Annotated in this window: 16 protein-coding genes; 11 read left to right on the top strand and 5 right to left on the bottom strand. The window is 69.6% G+C overall.

Features of this window, described 5'->3' with window-relative positions:
* Positions 1–59: 59 nt before the first annotated feature.
* Positions 60–1,163: a TRAP transporter substrate-binding protein DctP gene (gene dctP, locus ACOMD9_RS14935; protein ID WP_421416366.1), complete on the bottom strand. Its 1,104-nt coding sequence runs from the start codon at positions 1,161–1,163 to the stop codon at positions 60–62.
* Positions 1,164–1,499: 336 nt separating this feature from the next.
* On the opposite strand from dctP, the gene ACOMD9_RS14930 reads away from it, so the two are divergent.
* On the top strand, positions 1,500–3,650 hold the full coding sequence (locus tag ACOMD9_RS14930; protein WP_421416365.1) for a tRNA(Met) cytidine acetyltransferase TmcA: 2,151 nt from the start codon (positions 1,500–1,502) through the stop codon (positions 3,648–3,650).
* A gap of 61 nt (positions 3,651–3,711) precedes the next feature.
* Positions 3,712–5,181 (top strand): aminoacyl-histidine dipeptidase, encoded by a 1,470-nt coding sequence (locus ACOMD9_RS14925; RefSeq protein ID WP_421416363.1) that lies wholly within the window; start codon positions 3,712–3,714, stop codon positions 5,179–5,181.
* A gap of 36 nt (positions 5,182–5,217) precedes the next feature.
* On the opposite strand, the gene ACOMD9_RS14920 is transcribed toward ACOMD9_RS14925, so the two are convergent.
* Entirely contained in the window at positions 5,218–5,619 is a 402-nt protein-coding gene (locus ACOMD9_RS14920) for a hypothetical protein (RefSeq protein WP_421416361.1), read from the bottom strand.
* Positions 5,620–5,761: 142 nt separating this feature from the next.
* Here ACOMD9_RS14920 and ACOMD9_RS14915 point away from each other — a divergent pair, with 142 nt between their 5' ends.
* Positions 5,762–7,180, top strand: a complete 1,419-nt coding sequence (locus ACOMD9_RS14915; protein ID WP_421416360.1) for a DNA recombination protein RmuC — start codon at positions 5,762–5,764, stop codon at positions 7,178–7,180.
* Between the two features lie 70 nt (positions 7,181–7,250).
* Here ACOMD9_RS14915 and ACOMD9_RS14910 read toward each other — a convergent pair whose 3' ends face one another.
* Both ACOMD9_RS14910 and ACOMD9_RS14905 read right to left on the bottom strand, forming a co-directional pair.
* A complete protein-coding gene (locus ACOMD9_RS14910; protein WP_421416358.1) occupies positions 7,251–7,724 on the bottom strand; it encodes a Dps family protein in 474 nt (157 codons plus the stop codon).
* A gap of 132 nt (positions 7,725–7,856) precedes the next feature.
* A complete protein-coding gene (locus tag ACOMD9_RS14905) occupies positions 7,857–8,996 on the bottom strand; it encodes a glycerate kinase (protein ID WP_421416356.1) in 1,140 nt (379 codons plus the stop codon).
* A 131-nt stretch (positions 8,997–9,127) separates the two neighbouring features.
* On the opposite strand from ACOMD9_RS14905, the gene ACOMD9_RS14900 reads away from it, so the two are divergent.
* The 4 genes from ACOMD9_RS14900 to ACOMD9_RS14885 are packed head-to-tail and all read left to right on the top strand — an operon-like array spanning position 9,128 to position 11,752.
* The gene (locus ACOMD9_RS14900) at positions 9,128–9,676 is read left to right on the top strand and encodes a hypothetical protein (RefSeq protein WP_421416354.1); all 549 of its coding nucleotides are present in this window, start codon (positions 9,128–9,130) and stop codon (positions 9,674–9,676) included.
* The gene (locus ACOMD9_RS14895; RefSeq protein ID WP_421416352.1) at positions 9,673–10,035 is read left to right on the top strand and encodes a hypothetical protein; all 363 of its coding nucleotides are present in this window, start codon (positions 9,673–9,675) and stop codon (positions 10,033–10,035) included. Before ACOMD9_RS14900 ends, ACOMD9_RS14895 begins: the two co-directional genes overlap by 4 nt.
* Before the next feature lie 38 nt (positions 10,036–10,073).
* Positions 10,074–10,760, top strand: coding sequence for a DUF1007 family protein (locus ACOMD9_RS14890; protein ID WP_421416349.1), 687 nt, complete (start codon positions 10,074–10,076; stop codon positions 10,758–10,760).
* Entirely contained in the window at positions 10,751–11,752 is a 1,002-nt protein-coding gene (locus ACOMD9_RS14885) for a nickel/cobalt transporter (RefSeq protein ID WP_421416347.1), read from the top strand. The genes ACOMD9_RS14890 and ACOMD9_RS14885 overlap by 10 nt, the downstream gene beginning before the upstream one ends.
* Here the strand turns inward: ACOMD9_RS14885 and ACOMD9_RS14880 are convergent, their stop codons facing one another.
* On the bottom strand, positions 11,753–12,175 hold the full coding sequence (locus ACOMD9_RS14880) for an HIT family protein (protein WP_421416346.1): 423 nt from the start codon (positions 12,173–12,175) through the stop codon (positions 11,753–11,755).
* A gap of 138 nt (positions 12,176–12,313) precedes the next feature.
* Here ACOMD9_RS14880 and ACOMD9_RS14875 point away from each other — a divergent pair, with 138 nt between their 5' ends.
* From ACOMD9_RS14875 to ACOMD9_RS14860, 4 genes are all read left to right on the top strand, one after another.
* Positions 12,314–13,060, top strand: a complete 747-nt coding sequence (locus ACOMD9_RS14875) for a sulfite exporter TauE/SafE family protein (protein ID WP_421416343.1) — start codon at positions 12,314–12,316, stop codon at positions 13,058–13,060.
* An 86-nt stretch (positions 13,061–13,146) separates the two neighbouring features.
* A complete protein-coding gene (locus ACOMD9_RS14870; protein WP_421416340.1) occupies positions 13,147–13,278 on the top strand; it encodes an entericidin A/B family lipoprotein in 132 nt (43 codons plus the stop codon).
* Between the two features lie 91 nt (positions 13,279–13,369).
* Positions 13,370–13,501, top strand: coding sequence for an entericidin A/B family lipoprotein (locus ACOMD9_RS14865; RefSeq protein WP_421416339.1), 132 nt, complete (start codon positions 13,370–13,372; stop codon positions 13,499–13,501).
* Between the two features lie 175 nt (positions 13,502–13,676).
* The gene (locus tag ACOMD9_RS14860; protein WP_421416337.1) at positions 13,677–13,943 is read left to right on the top strand and encodes an I78 family peptidase inhibitor; all 267 of its coding nucleotides are present in this window, start codon (positions 13,677–13,679) and stop codon (positions 13,941–13,943) included.
* The last annotated feature ends 4 nt before the right edge of the window (positions 13,944–13,947 follow it).

Genomic DNA, 13,947 nt, shown 5'->3' with positions numbered 1-13,947 from the left:
TCGCCGTCAACCACCGGTTCAAGGTGCCTACCGGTCATGCCGGGAGGTCTCGCCTGCGCTTACAGACAGGCTTCGATCTCCTCCAGCGACGGCAAGTTGTCCATGGTGCGGCTCATGTTGTAGGGCACCGAGATATCGCGCCAGTTGGCGTAATGCTCCAGGTAGCTGATCATGGAATGATAGACCTTGGCGTGCATCGGGTCCTCGCAGGCTCCCTGGAGGATCACGTCATTGGTGATGTCCTGGATGCGCGCCAGGTCCTCCTCGGAGAGCTGGTTGATCACGGTGCCGTCCTCCAGGAACTTGATGGTACCCTCGGTGGATTCCCGCTCGGACCAGGCCAGCGACCAGGCCAGGGTGGCGTCGGCGGCGATCTTCAGCTTCTCCTGGGTCTCCTCGGAGAGGGCATCCCAGGCATCCTTGTTGATCATCACGCCGAACACGCTGGCGGACTGGTGCCAGCCGGGTACCGACCAGTAGTCGGCGACCTCGGAGAAGCCGGCGTTGTAGTCGACGCCCGGGGTGGAGAACTCGGCACCGTCGACCACGCCACGCTCGATGGCCTGGTAGATCTCGCCGCCGGCCAGGGTGACCTGGGAGCCGCCGAGCTGCTCGAGCACTCGACCCTGGTCACGACCGGAGAGGCGCACACGCTTGCCTTCCAGGTCGGCGAGGCTCTCGATGGGCGTGCCGCCGCGGAAGCCGGACTCGTTGTTGGTGACGCCGTAGGGCAGATAGATCATGTTGTAGTCGCCGTAGACCTCCTGGTAGAGGTCGAAACCGCCCCACTGCTGGATCCAGTTGATGTAGTCGACGGCGTTGAACAGGCTGGTGGTGGTGGCCAGAGGCGAGAAGGCCGGGCTGCGGCCGGCCCAGTAGCCGGGCCAGTCGCCGGCGGCCTCGATGCTGCCGGTCTCGGTGGCGTCGAACACCTCGGTGCCGGGCATCAGGGTGCCGCCGGCACGGAACTCGATCTGCAGTTCGTCGCCGGCCAGCTTGTTGACCAGGTCGGCCCAGTGGCGGTCGATCTCGATCAGGTCCAGGCTGTCGGGCCAGGTGGTGGTCATGGTCCAGCGTTCCTGGGCCTGGGCGGTGGAGGCGAGGGTCGCGAGGGCGACGCCCGCTGCCAGCCCGGTAAGGGTGAACTTGGTCATCTTCTTCATTGAGGTGCTCCCTTGTGGGTTGTTCTGCTTGTCGAGAAGTCGATGGTAAACGGCCGTCAGGTTCCGGTGGCGCCCTCTGCGGTGGGCCTGACCGGCCGGGCAACTCGGCAACAGGAATCAAGCTAGCATGGGTCGACGGAAATGTTCGACCTGGGCCGTGGCCGCCTCGGTGATTCGTGGAAGCCCCGGCGGACCTCGAGGATCTGGCGCGTAACCCATTGTAAATCAGGGTGTTGAAACGATTGTATGACAATGATGTTGCAGTGCCGAAATGATCGGCAACGTTGAAAGGCCGCTCGCCATTAGACCAAAGTTGACCCACCGAGGGAGCCCTGGATGATCCCCGACCGCCTCGCCTCCCTGGAGGAGACTCGTCAGCAGTTGGGTCAGCGCCGCTGGCGCGGCCTGGTCTGGCTGACCGGCGCGGCCGACGCTTGCCGTCGCGAGGCCCTGGCCCTGTGGCAGGCCAGGACCTGGCCACAGCCGCTGTGGGTGTCCGCGGAGCATCCCGAGGGCATCGAGGCATCGAGCTGGTTGCCGGCGTCCAAGGCCCGCATGCGGCTGGGGGGCGAACAGGACCTGGTGGTGGTCGATGCCGTGTCGGCCTCGAGCGGCTTCGACCCCGAGGCCTTCGGGGCGCTTTCCGGCACCCTGCGGGCCGGCGGCCTGCTGGTGCTGATGACCCCTGCCGACTGGGGTGCCGGCCCCGATGCCGACTACCGCCGCCTGGCCGAACACCCCTGGCGGGTCGAGCAGCTCACTGCCCACTACCTGGTGCGTCTCACCCGGCTGCTGCATGCCGATGAGCGGGTGATTCGCTGGCGGGCGGGGGAGGCGCCGCGGCGCTTGCGCCTGCCCGAGGCGCCGGCGGCAGGGTTGGCCACTGCCGTCGGGGATGCCGACTGCCTGACCCTCGACCAGGCCGAGGCGGTGACGCGGCTCACCCGGCTGCGCCGGCGTCGCCCGCTGGTGCTCACCGCCGATCGCGGCCGTGGCAAGACGGCGGCCCTGGGGATCGCCTGTGCACGGCTGCTGGCGTCGGGTGAGCCGCGGATCCTGGTCACGGCACCGCGCCCGGCGGCTGTGGCGGCGCTGTTCGAGCGCCTGGAGGCGCTCTGCCCCGGGGGCGGGCGTCATGGGCAGGATTTCGTTCTCGACACCGGAAGGGTCGCGTTCCTGGCGCCGGACGAGCTCACGGCGCTGGTCCGGCGTGGCGAGGTGGGAGGGGCCGGCCAGTGGCTGCTGGTGGACGAGGCGGCGGCGATTCCCGCCACCCTGCTCGGCGAGTGGCTCGAGGCCTTCCCGCGGATCGCCTTCGCCACCACGGTGCACGGCTACGAGGGCTCGGGGCGCGGCTTCGCCCTGCGCTTTTGCCAGCGCCTCGAGCGCCGCACCCCCGAGTGGCAGCCCTGCCACCTGAGCACTCCCATCCGCTGGGCTGCCGGGGACCCGCTGGAGGCCCTGGTCACACGTCTCCTGCTGCTCGATGCCGAGCCCGGCGAGGCCAGGGAAGCCCCGTTGACGATGCGGCGTGTCCGGCGTGCCGAGCTGGCCGAGGACGAGCCGCGACTGAGTACGCTCTTCGGGCTGCTGGTGCAGGCCCACTACCGCACCACCCCTGCCGACCTGCGTCGCCTGCTGGACGGGCCCGGGGTGGGCATCGTCACCCTCGAGGCGGGGGAGAGCCCCCAGGCGGTGCTGGTCACCACCGACGAGGGCGGCTTCGATGCCGGGCTGGCCGAGCGAGTCGCCCGCGGGGAGCGACGGCCGAGGGGGCACCTGATGGCCCAGTCACTGGCTGCCCACGCCGGCTGTCGTGAGGCACTCGAAGGACGGCTGCGGCGCGTGCTGCGGATCGCCGTGCACCCCGACCGGCGCCGTCGAGGGCTCGGTCGGCGACTGCTCGAGGCCGAGCGGGAGCGTGCCCTCCATGAACCCGTCGACCTGCTGGGGGCAAGCTTCGGTGCCGAACCGGCGCTGGTGGCCTTCTGGCAGGCGCAGGGCCTGCGCACCGTGCGGCTTGGACTGACCCGTGAGACCGCCACCGGTGAACATGCCCTGATGATGGTGGCGCCGGTCAGTGACAGGGGCGAGCGGCTGGCCGCCGAGCTCCAGGCACGCTTCCAGCGTCAGCTGCCGGGACTGCTGGCCTTCGAGCTCGCGGGGCTCGAGCCCGAGGTGGCGGCTGCCCTGCTGGCCGAGGGTGAGGGCCCGGTACCGTCCCCGGGCGATCTGCGCGATATCGACGATGTGGCCTTCGGCCATCGCGAGCCGGCACTGGCGCGCCCTGCGCTGCAGGGCCTGGTGCGTCATGCCCTCGCCTCGGGCCTGGCGCCCGACGACGACGATCTGCGACTGCTGGTCGCCTGGGCCTTTCAGGGGGCCGGCATGGCGCGGCTGGCGAGAGGGTTGAAGCTCTCCGGGCAGCGGCAGGCCACCGCTCGGTTGCGCCAGGCGGTGGCGGCCCTGCGCGCGCGCCTCGACTGAGGCTTTCCATGCCGCGGGCCGGTGGGTAAGGTAGGCCGGTTAACGTCGATGAAGAACCCCCATGAACGCACATCTCGAGCAACTCTCGCCGCAGCCGCTCTGGCGTCACTTCCGCACCCTGTGCAACACGCCGCGGCCCTCCGGTCACGAGGCGGCCCTGGTCGCTCTCCTCGAGGAGTGGGCCGAGACACACGGTCTCGCCCATGACCGCGACGCCTTCGGTAACCTGCGCATTCGCAAGGCCGCCACTCCCGGCCACGAGCAGGCTTCCGGAGTGATCCTGCAGGGGCATCTGGACATGGTGGCCCAGGCCAATGCCGGCCATCCCCACGACTTCACCCGCGACCCGATCGACACCCATGTGGCCGACGGCTGGCTGCACGCCCGCCATACCACCCTGGGCGCCGACAACGGCCTGGGCGTGGCGGCGGCGCTGGCGATCCTCGAGGACGAGAGCCTGGTGCATGGCCCGCTGGAGGCGCTGTTCACCCTGGAGGAGGAGTCCGGCATGGGGGGCGCCCTGAACCTGGCCGAGGGCTGGCTGGAGGGGCGGGTGCTGCTGAACCTGGACTCCGAGGACCGCGGCCAGGTGTTCATCGGCTGTGCCGGTGGCGCCGATGTGGTGGTCGAGGCCCAGTTGCCCACCGCTGCCCTGGCCGACGACGAGGCCGCCGTGCGCCTGTCGCTGACCGGCCTGGTGGGCGGTCACTCCGGGATCGACATCCACAGGGGGCGCGGCAACGCCAACCGCCTGCTGGTGCGGGTGCTGCGCACCCTGGAGGGCTTCGATGCGCGCCTCATCGACTACCACGGCGGCACCCTGCGCAACGCCCTGCCGCGGGAGGCCTTCGCCACCCTGGCGTTGCCGGCCGATGAGCTCGAGCACGCTCGCGAGCGCTTGGTGATGCTCGAGGCCGAGATGCGTGCCGAGCTGACGGGGGTGGACGAAGGGCTGGCGCTGGGACTCGAGCCGCTGGACGAGCGGCCCGCCGAGGCCCTCACCCCCCACGCCAGCCGCATGCTGATCGGCGCGCTGCATGTGGCGCCCTGCGGAATCGAGCGCATGAGCGCCGAGGTACCCGGTGTGGTGGAGACGTCCAGCAACCTGGGCGTGGTCAGCCTCGACAACGGTCGCTTCCAGCTCTGCGCCCTGGTGCGCTCCCTGCGCGACAGCGCCACCGCGGACCTGTCGGATCGCTTCCGGGCGCTGTTCGACCTGATCGGGGCCCGCACCCGGGTCGAGAACGCCTACCCGGGCTGGGCACCGGTACCGGAGAGTCCACTGCTGGACCGTTTCCGTCGCCTGCATCAGGCACGCCTGGGCTACGCCCCCGAGGCGCTGGTGATCCATGCCGGGCTCGAGTGCGGCATTCTCGGCGGCAAGTACCCGGGGCTGGAGATGATCTCCTTCGGTCCGCTGATCCGTGGTGCCCACTCTCCCGACGAGCGGGTGGAGCTGGCCTCCGTCGAGGAGTTCTGGGGCCTGCTGCGAGCCCTGGTCGAAGACCTGGCGCGGTCTGATGCCGCCTGACTCCGCTCCGGGGAAGGCACCGCCGCCGGCACCGCCTCAGTGGTTGACCTGGATGCGCAGCAGCGGGTAACCATCCACCGAGACCAGCGGGATATCGGTATGACCGCGGTAGTGGCGCTCCCGATAGTGGCGGTGACGGGGCGGTGCCGAATAGTAGTGGTGCTCGACCACCCGCGGCGGCCCCGAGCGGTGCCTGCGCTTCGGCTTGTGCCAATGCTTGCGGTGATGCCTGCCGCGGTCGGCACGATAGCCGTGCTGGTGATAGTCGTGCTGGTGATAGTCGTGCTGGTGATAGTCGTGCTGGTGATAGTCGTGCTGGTGATAGTGGTGATGCACCTGTGGGCCGTAGCCGCCGTGGCGAGGACGGTCGGCGGTTGCCGGCAGGCTCATGGCCAGGGTCAGGGCCGCGAGCGTGGCGGCCAGCAAGCATCTTTTCATGGGGGTGTCCTCCGTGGACGTGGCGTTTGGCGACTCACCCCTCAGGTCCCTGTCTCGAGTATAACTGCCCGGGGAAGAAGCCTCGAACGGTGTTCACTGATATGGCAGCCCTTTTCCGATTCTCTACACATTCGAGGATGCGATGATCGAGCAACTTCAAGGGGCCGGTTCCGGCTGGCCGGTGGCGGTGGCGCTGGGGGCGCTGCTGGCCGGGGCTCTCGGCCTGGTGCTGATCTGGCGTCGGCGCCTGGCCGGGGCCCTGGCGCGTCTGACCGAGCTGGAGACGGCACGCTCGTCGGCAGAGGCCGATGCCCGGCGCCTCGAGCAGGAGCTGGCCCACAGCGATGCCCAGCTCGATGCCAGCCGCGAACGGCTCGAGGCCACCGAGGCGGCACTGGCCGCGGCGCGGGAGCAGCTGGCCGAACGCCGCGAGCGGTGCGCGCGGCTCGAGACAGAGCGGGAACAGCTGGTCGCCCGTCACCGCGAGCAGCTGGCGCTGCTCGAAGAGGCGCGGGCCGGGCTCAAGGAGGAGTTCCAGCAGCTTGCCGGGCGCATCTTCGAGGATCGCCAGCGGGCCTTCAGCGCCCAGAGCCGTGACAGCCTGGAGGCGCTGCTGCGCCCCTTCCGCGAGCAGGTCGACCAGTTCCGCCGCCGGGTCGAGGAGCTGCATGGCCAGGAGCAGCGCGAGCGCGGCTCGCTCAAGGCCCAGCTCGAGCAGCTGGCGGGACTCAACGCTCGCCTGGGCGACGAGGCCGGTGAGCTGGCCCGGGCGCTCAAGGGCGATCGCAAGATGCAGGGCAACTGGGGCGAACTGATGCTCGAGACCGTGCTCGAACGCAGCGGCCTGCGCCGCGACATCGAGTATCGCCGTGAGGTCTCGCTGCACGGGGATCAGGGGCGCCAGCGTCCCGATGCGGTGATCTACCTGCCCGAGGAGCGTCACCTGATCATCGACGCCAAGGTGTCGCTGACCGCCTGGACGCGGGCGGTCAATGCCGACGACGAGGCCGAGCGGGAGGCGGCGCTGAAGGCACACCTGCAGTCGCTGCGCGACCATGTCCGCGGCCTGGCGGCCAAGGCCTACCCCGACCTGCCGGGGCTCAACTCGCCGGATCTGGTGTTCCTCTTCGTGCCGGTGGAGCCCGCCTTTGCCGCCGCCTTCGAGCGCGATCCCGACCTCTTCCAGGATGCCTTCGCCCGACAGGTGGTTCTGGTCACCCCCACCACCCTGCTGGCCAGCCTGCGGACCGTGGCCGGCCTGTGGAGCCTGGAGCGCCAGAACGACAACGCGCGGCTGATCGGCGAGCGTGCCGAGCGGCTGCTGGCCAAGTTGAGCGGCTTCGTCGAGAGCCTGGAGGATGTGGGCCGTCACCTGGAGCGGGCCCGCGAGAGCCATCGTCAGGCGATGGGGCGTCTCTCCACCGGGCAGGGCAGCCTGGTGGCCCAGGCCGGGGAGCTGCAGCGGCTGGGGGTGCGCATGAAGAAACCGCTGCCGGAGCAGCTGCGGCGTGCCGCGGCGGAGGACGTCGAGGACGAGACAGGCCGACCAGGCGATCGGTAACGACACCGCCGCCCGGATGGGCGGCGGCGTGCGGTTGGTAACTGCGGGGGAGTCGGGGCTTCCGTGGCGATCAGCCGAGGTAGGCGCCCAGCATCCAGACGGTCTTCTCCTGCTCGCGGATATAGTCGCCGGCCTGGGCGGCGGTGCCCTCGTCGTCGGCGTCGGAGGCCAGCGAGAGGAGTTCGCGCTGCAGCTCGATCAGGGTCTGGTAGCCTTGCAGGACGCCACGCACGCAGGCCTCGCCGTCGTGGACGTTCTTGTCCTCGGCGATTTTCGCCATTTCCACGTAGTCGCTGTAGGCGTGCACCGGCTGGTGGCCCAGGGTCAGGATGCGTTCGGCGACCTCGTCGACCTTGGCCAGCAGGTCGGTGTAGAGCTCCTCGAACTTCTCGTGGAGCTGGAAGAACTGGCGGCCCTTCACGTTCCAGTGATAGCCACGCACGTTCATGTAGAAGATCTGATAGTTGGCGAGCAGCTCGTTGAGCTTCTCGGCCAGCTGGCTGGCGCTGGCCTCGTGCAGGCCGATGGTGTTGGTGTTGCTCATGCGGATGCCTCCTTGATCGCGATGCGCGTAGTGTAGGTCGCCGGCATGGCGATGGATAAGCGAATTCTGGCCATTGCCTCCATAGTGCCACTGCATGAGATGCAGGCTGGGGCACAGGATTTCAAGGACCGGTCATGGCCGCGGGGCGGCGAGCAGCAACCGGGCGAGGCTCTCGGCCCGGTCCGCCAGCAGCTCGGGGCAGCGTTCCAGGGCTTCCTCGAGTGCCATGGGGCCGTCGGCCAGGGCGAAGGCGGCGGTGACCCCCTCGTCGAAGGCCGCCTGCCAGCCCGGCGCCAGCCGCCCGGCGAACACCACCACCGGAACCCGCTTGCGCCGCGCCGCCCGCGACACGCCCACCGGGGTCTTGCCGGCCAGGCTCTGGCCGTCGAGCTGGCCTTCGCCGGTGATCACCAGGTCGGCCTCCTCGAGCAGGGCATCGAAGCCGGCCTGGGCCATGACCAGCTCGATACCTGGGCGCAGCTCGGCGCCGAGGAAGGCGCGGGCGGCGAAACCCATGCCGCCGGCGGCGCCGGCTCCCGCCAGGTCACGGTGATCCTCGCCCAGCGCCTCGGCGGCGAGATCGGCGAAGCGTGCCAGCGCCGTATCCAGGCGCTCGACATCGGCAGGCGTGGCTCCCTTCTGGGGGCCGAACACGGCGCTGGCGCCCCGGTCGCCCAGCAGCGGGTTGTCCACATCCACCGCGGTATCCACGGCCAGCCCACCCAGGCGAGGGTCCAGCCCGGAGAGGTCGAGCCACTCGAGGTCAGCCAGTGCCGCGCCACCCGGAGGGAGCGGCAGGCCTCGGGCATCGAGCAGCCGGGCGCCAAGGGCGGCGAGCATGCCGGCGCCGCCATCGTTGGTGGCGCTGCCGCCGAGGGTCAGCAGCAGGCGCTCGGCACCGGCATCCAGGGCGGCGAGGAGCAGCTCGCCGACGCCGAAGGTGGTGCTGTGCAGGGCGGTGCGCTCGTTCGGGGTCAGCTGCTGCAGGCCGCTCGCCTCGGCCAGCTCCACATAGGCGGTGCGAGTGACGGGGTGCCAGCCCCACGCCGCCCGGGTCGGACGGCCCAGGGCATCGTGGACCTCGGCCGAACGCCGCTCGGCGCCGGTGGCGGCGATCAGCGCGTCCAGGCTGCCTTCTCCACCGTCGGCCAGCGGGCATTCGATGGTGGTGATGTCGCTGCCGATACGGCGTATGCCGAGGGCGATGGCGTGGGCGGCCGCATCGGCAGGCAGGGCATCCTTGAAACTATCCGGGCAGATCAGGATCTTCATGGGGCGGGCTCGTGTCACGGGAATCTCGATCCAGCTTAACGGGCGCCGGCGTCTGGCTGAAGTCCCGTCGCGTTTTCACTCTGCCGGTTCCGCGCGTACACTGCCCTGCATCCAGGAACTGGAGACTGCCCATGCGCCTCTGGCTGTTGCCCTTCTTGCTGGTGTTGGCCGGCTGCCAGGCCAGCCCCTCCACCCTCCCCGTGGCCGAGCCGCGGCCGGCAGCCGAGTGTCGCTGGCCGGTCGATGACGCGTCTCCCGAGTCCCTGCTGCGCCGGGCCGTGTCGGCACTCGAGGCGGAGGGCTTCCTGGTTCGCCATACCACCCTGTCGCTGGGACTGGTCAGTGCCGAGCGCACCCGGATACTGCCCGGTCACGGTGATTTCGACGATCCCTGGGAGCGCCACGGCATCTTCGGCAGCTATGCCCTGGGCGGTGGTCGTGGTGGCGTGGTCAGCGGCGTGATGATCGGTTTCGGCAGCGGGGGCAGTCTGACCCGGGATGCGACCGAGCTGGAGCGGGTCTCGCTGGTCGCGGGGCCCGAGGAGGTTCGCGTCTCCCGTGACATCCAGCTGTTCGACTGGCGCGGCGATCTGCGCCGGTCGCGCAGTGCCAGCAGTGCCGACTTCTGTCGTCGGCTGCGCAGCGCCATCGAGGCCATGCCGACGGGAGAGGTACCATGACGTCGAGACTGTTCGCGGTGCTGGCCACCACGCTCTGGCTGGCGGGCTGCGCCACGCCGACGCCCGCGCCCGAACCCCGGGAGCTGGGCTTCGCGGCATCGCCGGAGGCCACCCTGGAGGAGGCCATCGCCGTGCTGATGGACCGTGGCTATGTCATTCGCCATGCCGATGGCGAGCTGGGCCGTGTGGAGGCGGTACTGGCCCGCTGGCCCGGCTACCGGGTGGCACTGCAGGTCAGCGGGCAGGGCGACGACAGCCACGTCAGTGTCTCGGCCAGCCGCGGAGGACGCCCGATGCCACCGCATACCCTCGACCCCTTGCTGGTGGAGCTGCAGGATCGGCTGGGGCTCCTGCCCTGACGTGCCCTGTACCCCACCCACTTTCGATTCGACATGACATGAAGGCACTCTCACCCATGATCCCTGCTGCTGTCCGGTCGCGCCTCACCGGTGTGGCCCTGTTGACCATCGGCCTGGGCCTGCCGGCGCTGGGTCAGGCCCACCCCCATGGCTGGATCGACCTGCGCATGCGGCTGATATTCGACGACGACGGGCGCCTGGAAGCGCTCTACCAGTCCTGGCGCATGGACCCCTTCTACAGCCTGGTGGTGCTCGAGGAACTCGGCAGGGCCGCAGGCGAGGAGGGGCTCGAATCGGGCCTCGACCAGCTGGGCATGGAGATCCGCGACAACCTGACCCCGCAGGGCTACTTTACCGAACTGCGCCTGGACGGCGAGCCGGTGCCACTGGGCGAGGTCAGCGAGTACACGGTGATGGAGCGCGGCGGGCGGGTCGAGTTCGTCTTCCTGCTGCCGCTGGCCGAGCCGTTGCCGGTGGCCGGGGAGACGCTGCGCTACCAGGTGTTCGACCCGACCTACTACATCGAGATGGTGCACGAGGATGACGACGGGACGCCCCTCGATGACGCCCTGGTGGTGAGCGGCCGGGAGTGTGTGACCAGCATCATCCCCGCCGACCCGGACCCCGAGCGAATCCGGGAGGCGGCGATGCTGGATGTCACCGACGAGGCCGAGCCGGGGCTCGGTCGCCACTTCGCCGAGACCGGGGAGGTGACATGCGGCTGACCTGGAGACCCCTGCTGCTGGCGGGGTTGCTGTTGCTGGCCTTCCTGCTCTATCCACTCTTCCAGGATGGCTTCCAGTCGCTGACCCTGCAGCTGGTGGCCTGGCAGCGCGACTTCCACCGTGCCCTGACCCTGGCCATCACCGAGTTGTCGGGGACTCCCTCGCCGGCCACCTGGATGACCCTGCTGGGCATCAGCTTCGGCTACGGGGTCTTTCATGCCGCCGGCCCCGGTCACGGCAAGGCGGTGCTCACCACCTACCTGCTTTCCCAGGGCGGTGCCGTGCGGCGTGCCCTGGCGCTCTCCTTCGCCGCCTCCCTGTTGCAGGGGCTGGTGGCCATCGCCCTGGTCGTGGTGCTGGTCCATGGGCTGGGCTGGCTGACCCGCCAGGCGATGGGCAGTGTGGCCTGGGTGGAGCAGGCGAGCTTCGTGATGGTGGCGCTGCTGGGTGCCTGGCTCTGCCTGCGTGCCATCCGGCAGTTGCGCCGCCCCCTGACGGTGGCAGCGGGGCAGCACCAGGAGCCTGGGCACGGGCACGATCACCACCATTGCTGCGGGGGGCACCACCATGTGGATCCGCAGCAGGCGAGCGACTGGCGCACCGCCCTGGCCACGGTGGTGGCCATCGGTATTCGCCCCTGCAGCGGTGGCGTGCTGCTGCTGGGCGCCGCGACCCTGCTGGGGCAGTTCCCGGTGGGGGTGGCGGCGGTGCTGGTGATGTCGCTGGGGACGGCGCTGACGGTGTCGGGGCTGGCGCTGGCCAGCGTGGTGGCGCGGGGCTGGGCCGAGCGCCGACTGGCCCGCCAGAGCAGTGCCCGGCGGGCCGGACGCCTGCTGAACTGGGCGGCCTTGGGGGGCGGCCTGGCCATCGTCGTGCTGGGAGTGTCGCTGGCGGTGACCGGTGTCAGCCAGCCGGCGAACGCGCCGCTGCTGGGCGAGCCGCCGGCGCGAGGGGGCGACGAGGGGGCGACTCGCCACCCCCTGGGGGGCTGATCAGTCGAGCTCCAGTCCCTCGACCTGCGCCAGCAGTTGATCGCGCATGGTGGCCAGGGCATCCAGGTCATAGGGCTCGGGCTCGCCCTGACCCCACACCGGCCCCGGCCAGGCGGCATCGCCATGGCGGCGGATGACCACATGGACATGCAGCTGGGCGACCACGTTGCCGAGACTGGCGATGTTGAGCTTGTCGCCCCCGAGGCTCTCCTTGAGGGCCCGCCCGATCCGGGATGCTTCCCGCCACAGCTGCTGCTGCTCGGCATCCTCGAGCTCGAACACCTCGCTGATGCCGCGGCGGCGCGGGACCAGGACCAGCCAGGGAAAGCGGGCATCGTTCATCAGCCGCAGCTGGCATAGCGGCAGCTCGGTCACGGGGTAACTGTCTTCCACCAGGCGGGCATCCGGCTCGAAGTCTGACACTTGCGGGCTCCTTATCACGGGACTCTCCTGATAGGCATCATGGCACAGTCGTCGGCCCGCGGCGCCACGATTTCCCCTCGCCGAGCGGGCCGGCTATGCTGGACGGCGCTTTCGATTCGACGAGGAAGGGAATCCCGCATGACGCTTCTCGAGGGGCTGGCCCTGCTGGTGATCGGTGCCGTGGCTGGCTTCATCAACGTGCTCTCGGCGGGTGGCTCCATGCTGACCCTGCCGCTGCTGATGTTTCTCGGCCTCCCGCCCCAGGTCGCCAACGGTACCAACCGGGTCTCCATCGTGCTGCAGAGCGTCTCGGCGGTGGCCAGCTTCCTGCGCGCGGGAGCGCGCCACGTGGGGTTGAGCCTGCGGCTCTCGGTGCCGGCGGTGGCAGGCTCGCTGCTCGGGGCCTGGTTGGCGCTGAGGGTCAGCGATGCCCTGTTCGAGACCCTGCTGATCGTCGTGATGGCTGGCGCGGCGGTGCTGATGCTGCTCCCCCAGCCACGCCTGGACACCCGACCGCTGACCGCCGATCGCCTCACCCCGGCGGTCTATCTGGCGATGTTCGCCATCGGGCTCTACGGCGGTTTCATCCAGGTGGGGGTGGGGATCCTGTTCATCGTGGTGCTCTACCGCATGCTCAGGATCGACCTGGGCCAGGTGAATGCCTTCAAGGTGCTGATCATCCTGGTCTATACCCTCCCCGCCCTGGCGATGTTCCTCTATCACGACCAGGTGCGCTGGGGCTACGGCCTGGTGCTGGCGGCGGGCAGCATGTGTGGCGCCTGGCTGGGGGTGAAGGTGAATGTCAGCCCCCGCGGGGCCCTGTGGGTCAAGTGGCTGACCATTGCGGTGATCGCGGCGATCATCCTGCGACTGTTGCTCGGCTGATGGCGCCTTTCCTTCCCGCCAGACGGTGCTAGAGTGAAAGCGTACGGGGTCGTATGGCAGGCCTCTCATGGAGCAAGGAGTCCGATATGAAACGCATGCTGGCCGTTCTCATGCTGTCACTGTTCACCCTCTCGCTGCTGTCCGGCTGCAACACCATGCGTGGGGCGGGGGAGGATATCGAACGAGGAGGTGAGGCGATCCAGCGGCAGGCGGAATGATCCCGCTGGTGTTACACACGGCGATGGGGTGGCTGCTAGGCTGATAGTGGCGGCAAGGAATGGACGACGAATGTGTTAAGGAGAACATGCCATGAAGAATGCCATTGCCATGAGCTTCACCCTGCTGCTGATCGCCGGCGTACTGGCGGGCTGCAATACCCTCGAGGGCGCCGGCCAGGACGTCGAGCGTGGTGGGGAAGCCGTCCAGGATGCCGCCAGCTGATCAGTCGTTGGCGTCACTTACGCATCGAGCGGGCATGCCGACCGGTATGCCCGCTCGCTTGCGCCGGTCGGCGCTTCCTCTTCGCATCATCCGCCATGGAGGCGCCGTGATGATCCTTCCCTTGAAGCCTCTCCTGTCGATTGCCGGCCCCTTGCTGCTGGCAGGTTGTACCGCCATGACGCAGTCGAATGCACCGCGCGAACCGGCGCCGGAACCGCCCCGGGTCAGTGAAGGCGGGGATGCCTGCGGGGCCAGGCATGTCCAGGATCGGGTGGGTCGCCAGTACGACGAGACCCTGGGGCAGTCCATCCATGAGGAGAGCGGCGCCGGGGCGTTTCGCGTGCTGCGCCCCGGGGAGGCCCATACCCTCGAGTACCGCGCCGACCGCCTCAACGTGCGGCTGGACGAGGACGGGGTGATCACCGCTATCGGTTGCGGCTGAGGCG

Source organism: Halomonas terrestris (assembly GCF_049166755.1).
Taxonomy (GTDB): Bacteria; Pseudomonadota; Gammaproteobacteria; order Pseudomonadales; family Halomonadaceae; genus Halomonas.
This window is presented reverse-complemented; position numbering and strand designations above follow the sequence as displayed.

Bases quoted from the DNA above. Each gene is read 5' to 3' on its own strand.
- ACOMD9_RS14910 (WP_421416358.1), bottom strand. From the start codon at position 7,724: ATGAGCAACACCAACACCATCGGCCTGCACGAGGCCAGCGCCAGCCAG.
- ACOMD9_RS14890 (WP_421416349.1), top strand. From the start codon at position 10,074: ATGAAGGCACTCTCACCCATGATCCCTGCTGCTGTCCGGTCGCGCCTC.
- ACOMD9_RS14930 (WP_421416365.1), top strand. From the start codon at position 1,500: ATGATCCCCGACCGCCTCGCCTCCCTGGAGGAGACTCGTCAGCAGTTG.
- ACOMD9_RS14865 (WP_421416339.1), top strand. From the start codon at position 13,370: ATGAAGAATGCCATTGCCATGAGCTTCACCCTGCTGCTGATCGCCGGC.
- ACOMD9_RS14860 (WP_421416337.1), top strand. From the start codon at position 13,677: ATGACGCAGTCGAATGCACCGCGCGAACCGGCGCCGGAACCGCCCCGG.
- dctP (WP_421416366.1), bottom strand. From the start codon at position 1,163: ATGAAGAAGATGACCAAGTTCACCCTTACCGGGCTGGCAGCGGGCGTC.
- ACOMD9_RS14875 (WP_421416343.1), top strand. From the start codon at position 12,314: ATGACGCTTCTCGAGGGGCTGGCCCTGCTGGTGATCGGTGCCGTGGCT.
- ACOMD9_RS14905 (WP_421416356.1), bottom strand. From the start codon at position 8,996: ATGAAGATCCTGATCTGCCCGGATAGTTTCAAGGATGCCCTGCCTGCC.
- ACOMD9_RS14915 (WP_421416360.1), top strand. From the start codon at position 5,762: ATGATCGAGCAACTTCAAGGGGCCGGTTCCGGCTGGCCGGTGGCGGTG.
- ACOMD9_RS14925 (WP_421416363.1), top strand. From the start codon at position 3,712: ATGAACGCACATCTCGAGCAACTCTCGCCGCAGCCGCTCTGGCGTCAC.
- ACOMD9_RS14895 (WP_421416352.1), top strand. From the start codon at position 9,673: ATGACGTCGAGACTGTTCGCGGTGCTGGCCACCACGCTCTGGCTGGCG.
- ACOMD9_RS14900 (WP_421416354.1), top strand. From the start codon at position 9,128: ATGCGCCTCTGGCTGTTGCCCTTCTTGCTGGTGTTGGCCGGCTGCCAG.
- ACOMD9_RS14885 (WP_421416347.1), top strand. From the start codon at position 10,751: ATGCGGCTGACCTGGAGACCCCTGCTGCTGGCGGGGTTGCTGTTGCTG.
- ACOMD9_RS14870 (WP_421416340.1), top strand. From the start codon at position 13,147: ATGAAACGCATGCTGGCCGTTCTCATGCTGTCACTGTTCACCCTCTCG.
- ACOMD9_RS14920 (WP_421416361.1), bottom strand. From the start codon at position 5,619: ATGAAAAGATGCTTGCTGGCCGCCACGCTCGCGGCCCTGACCCTGGCC.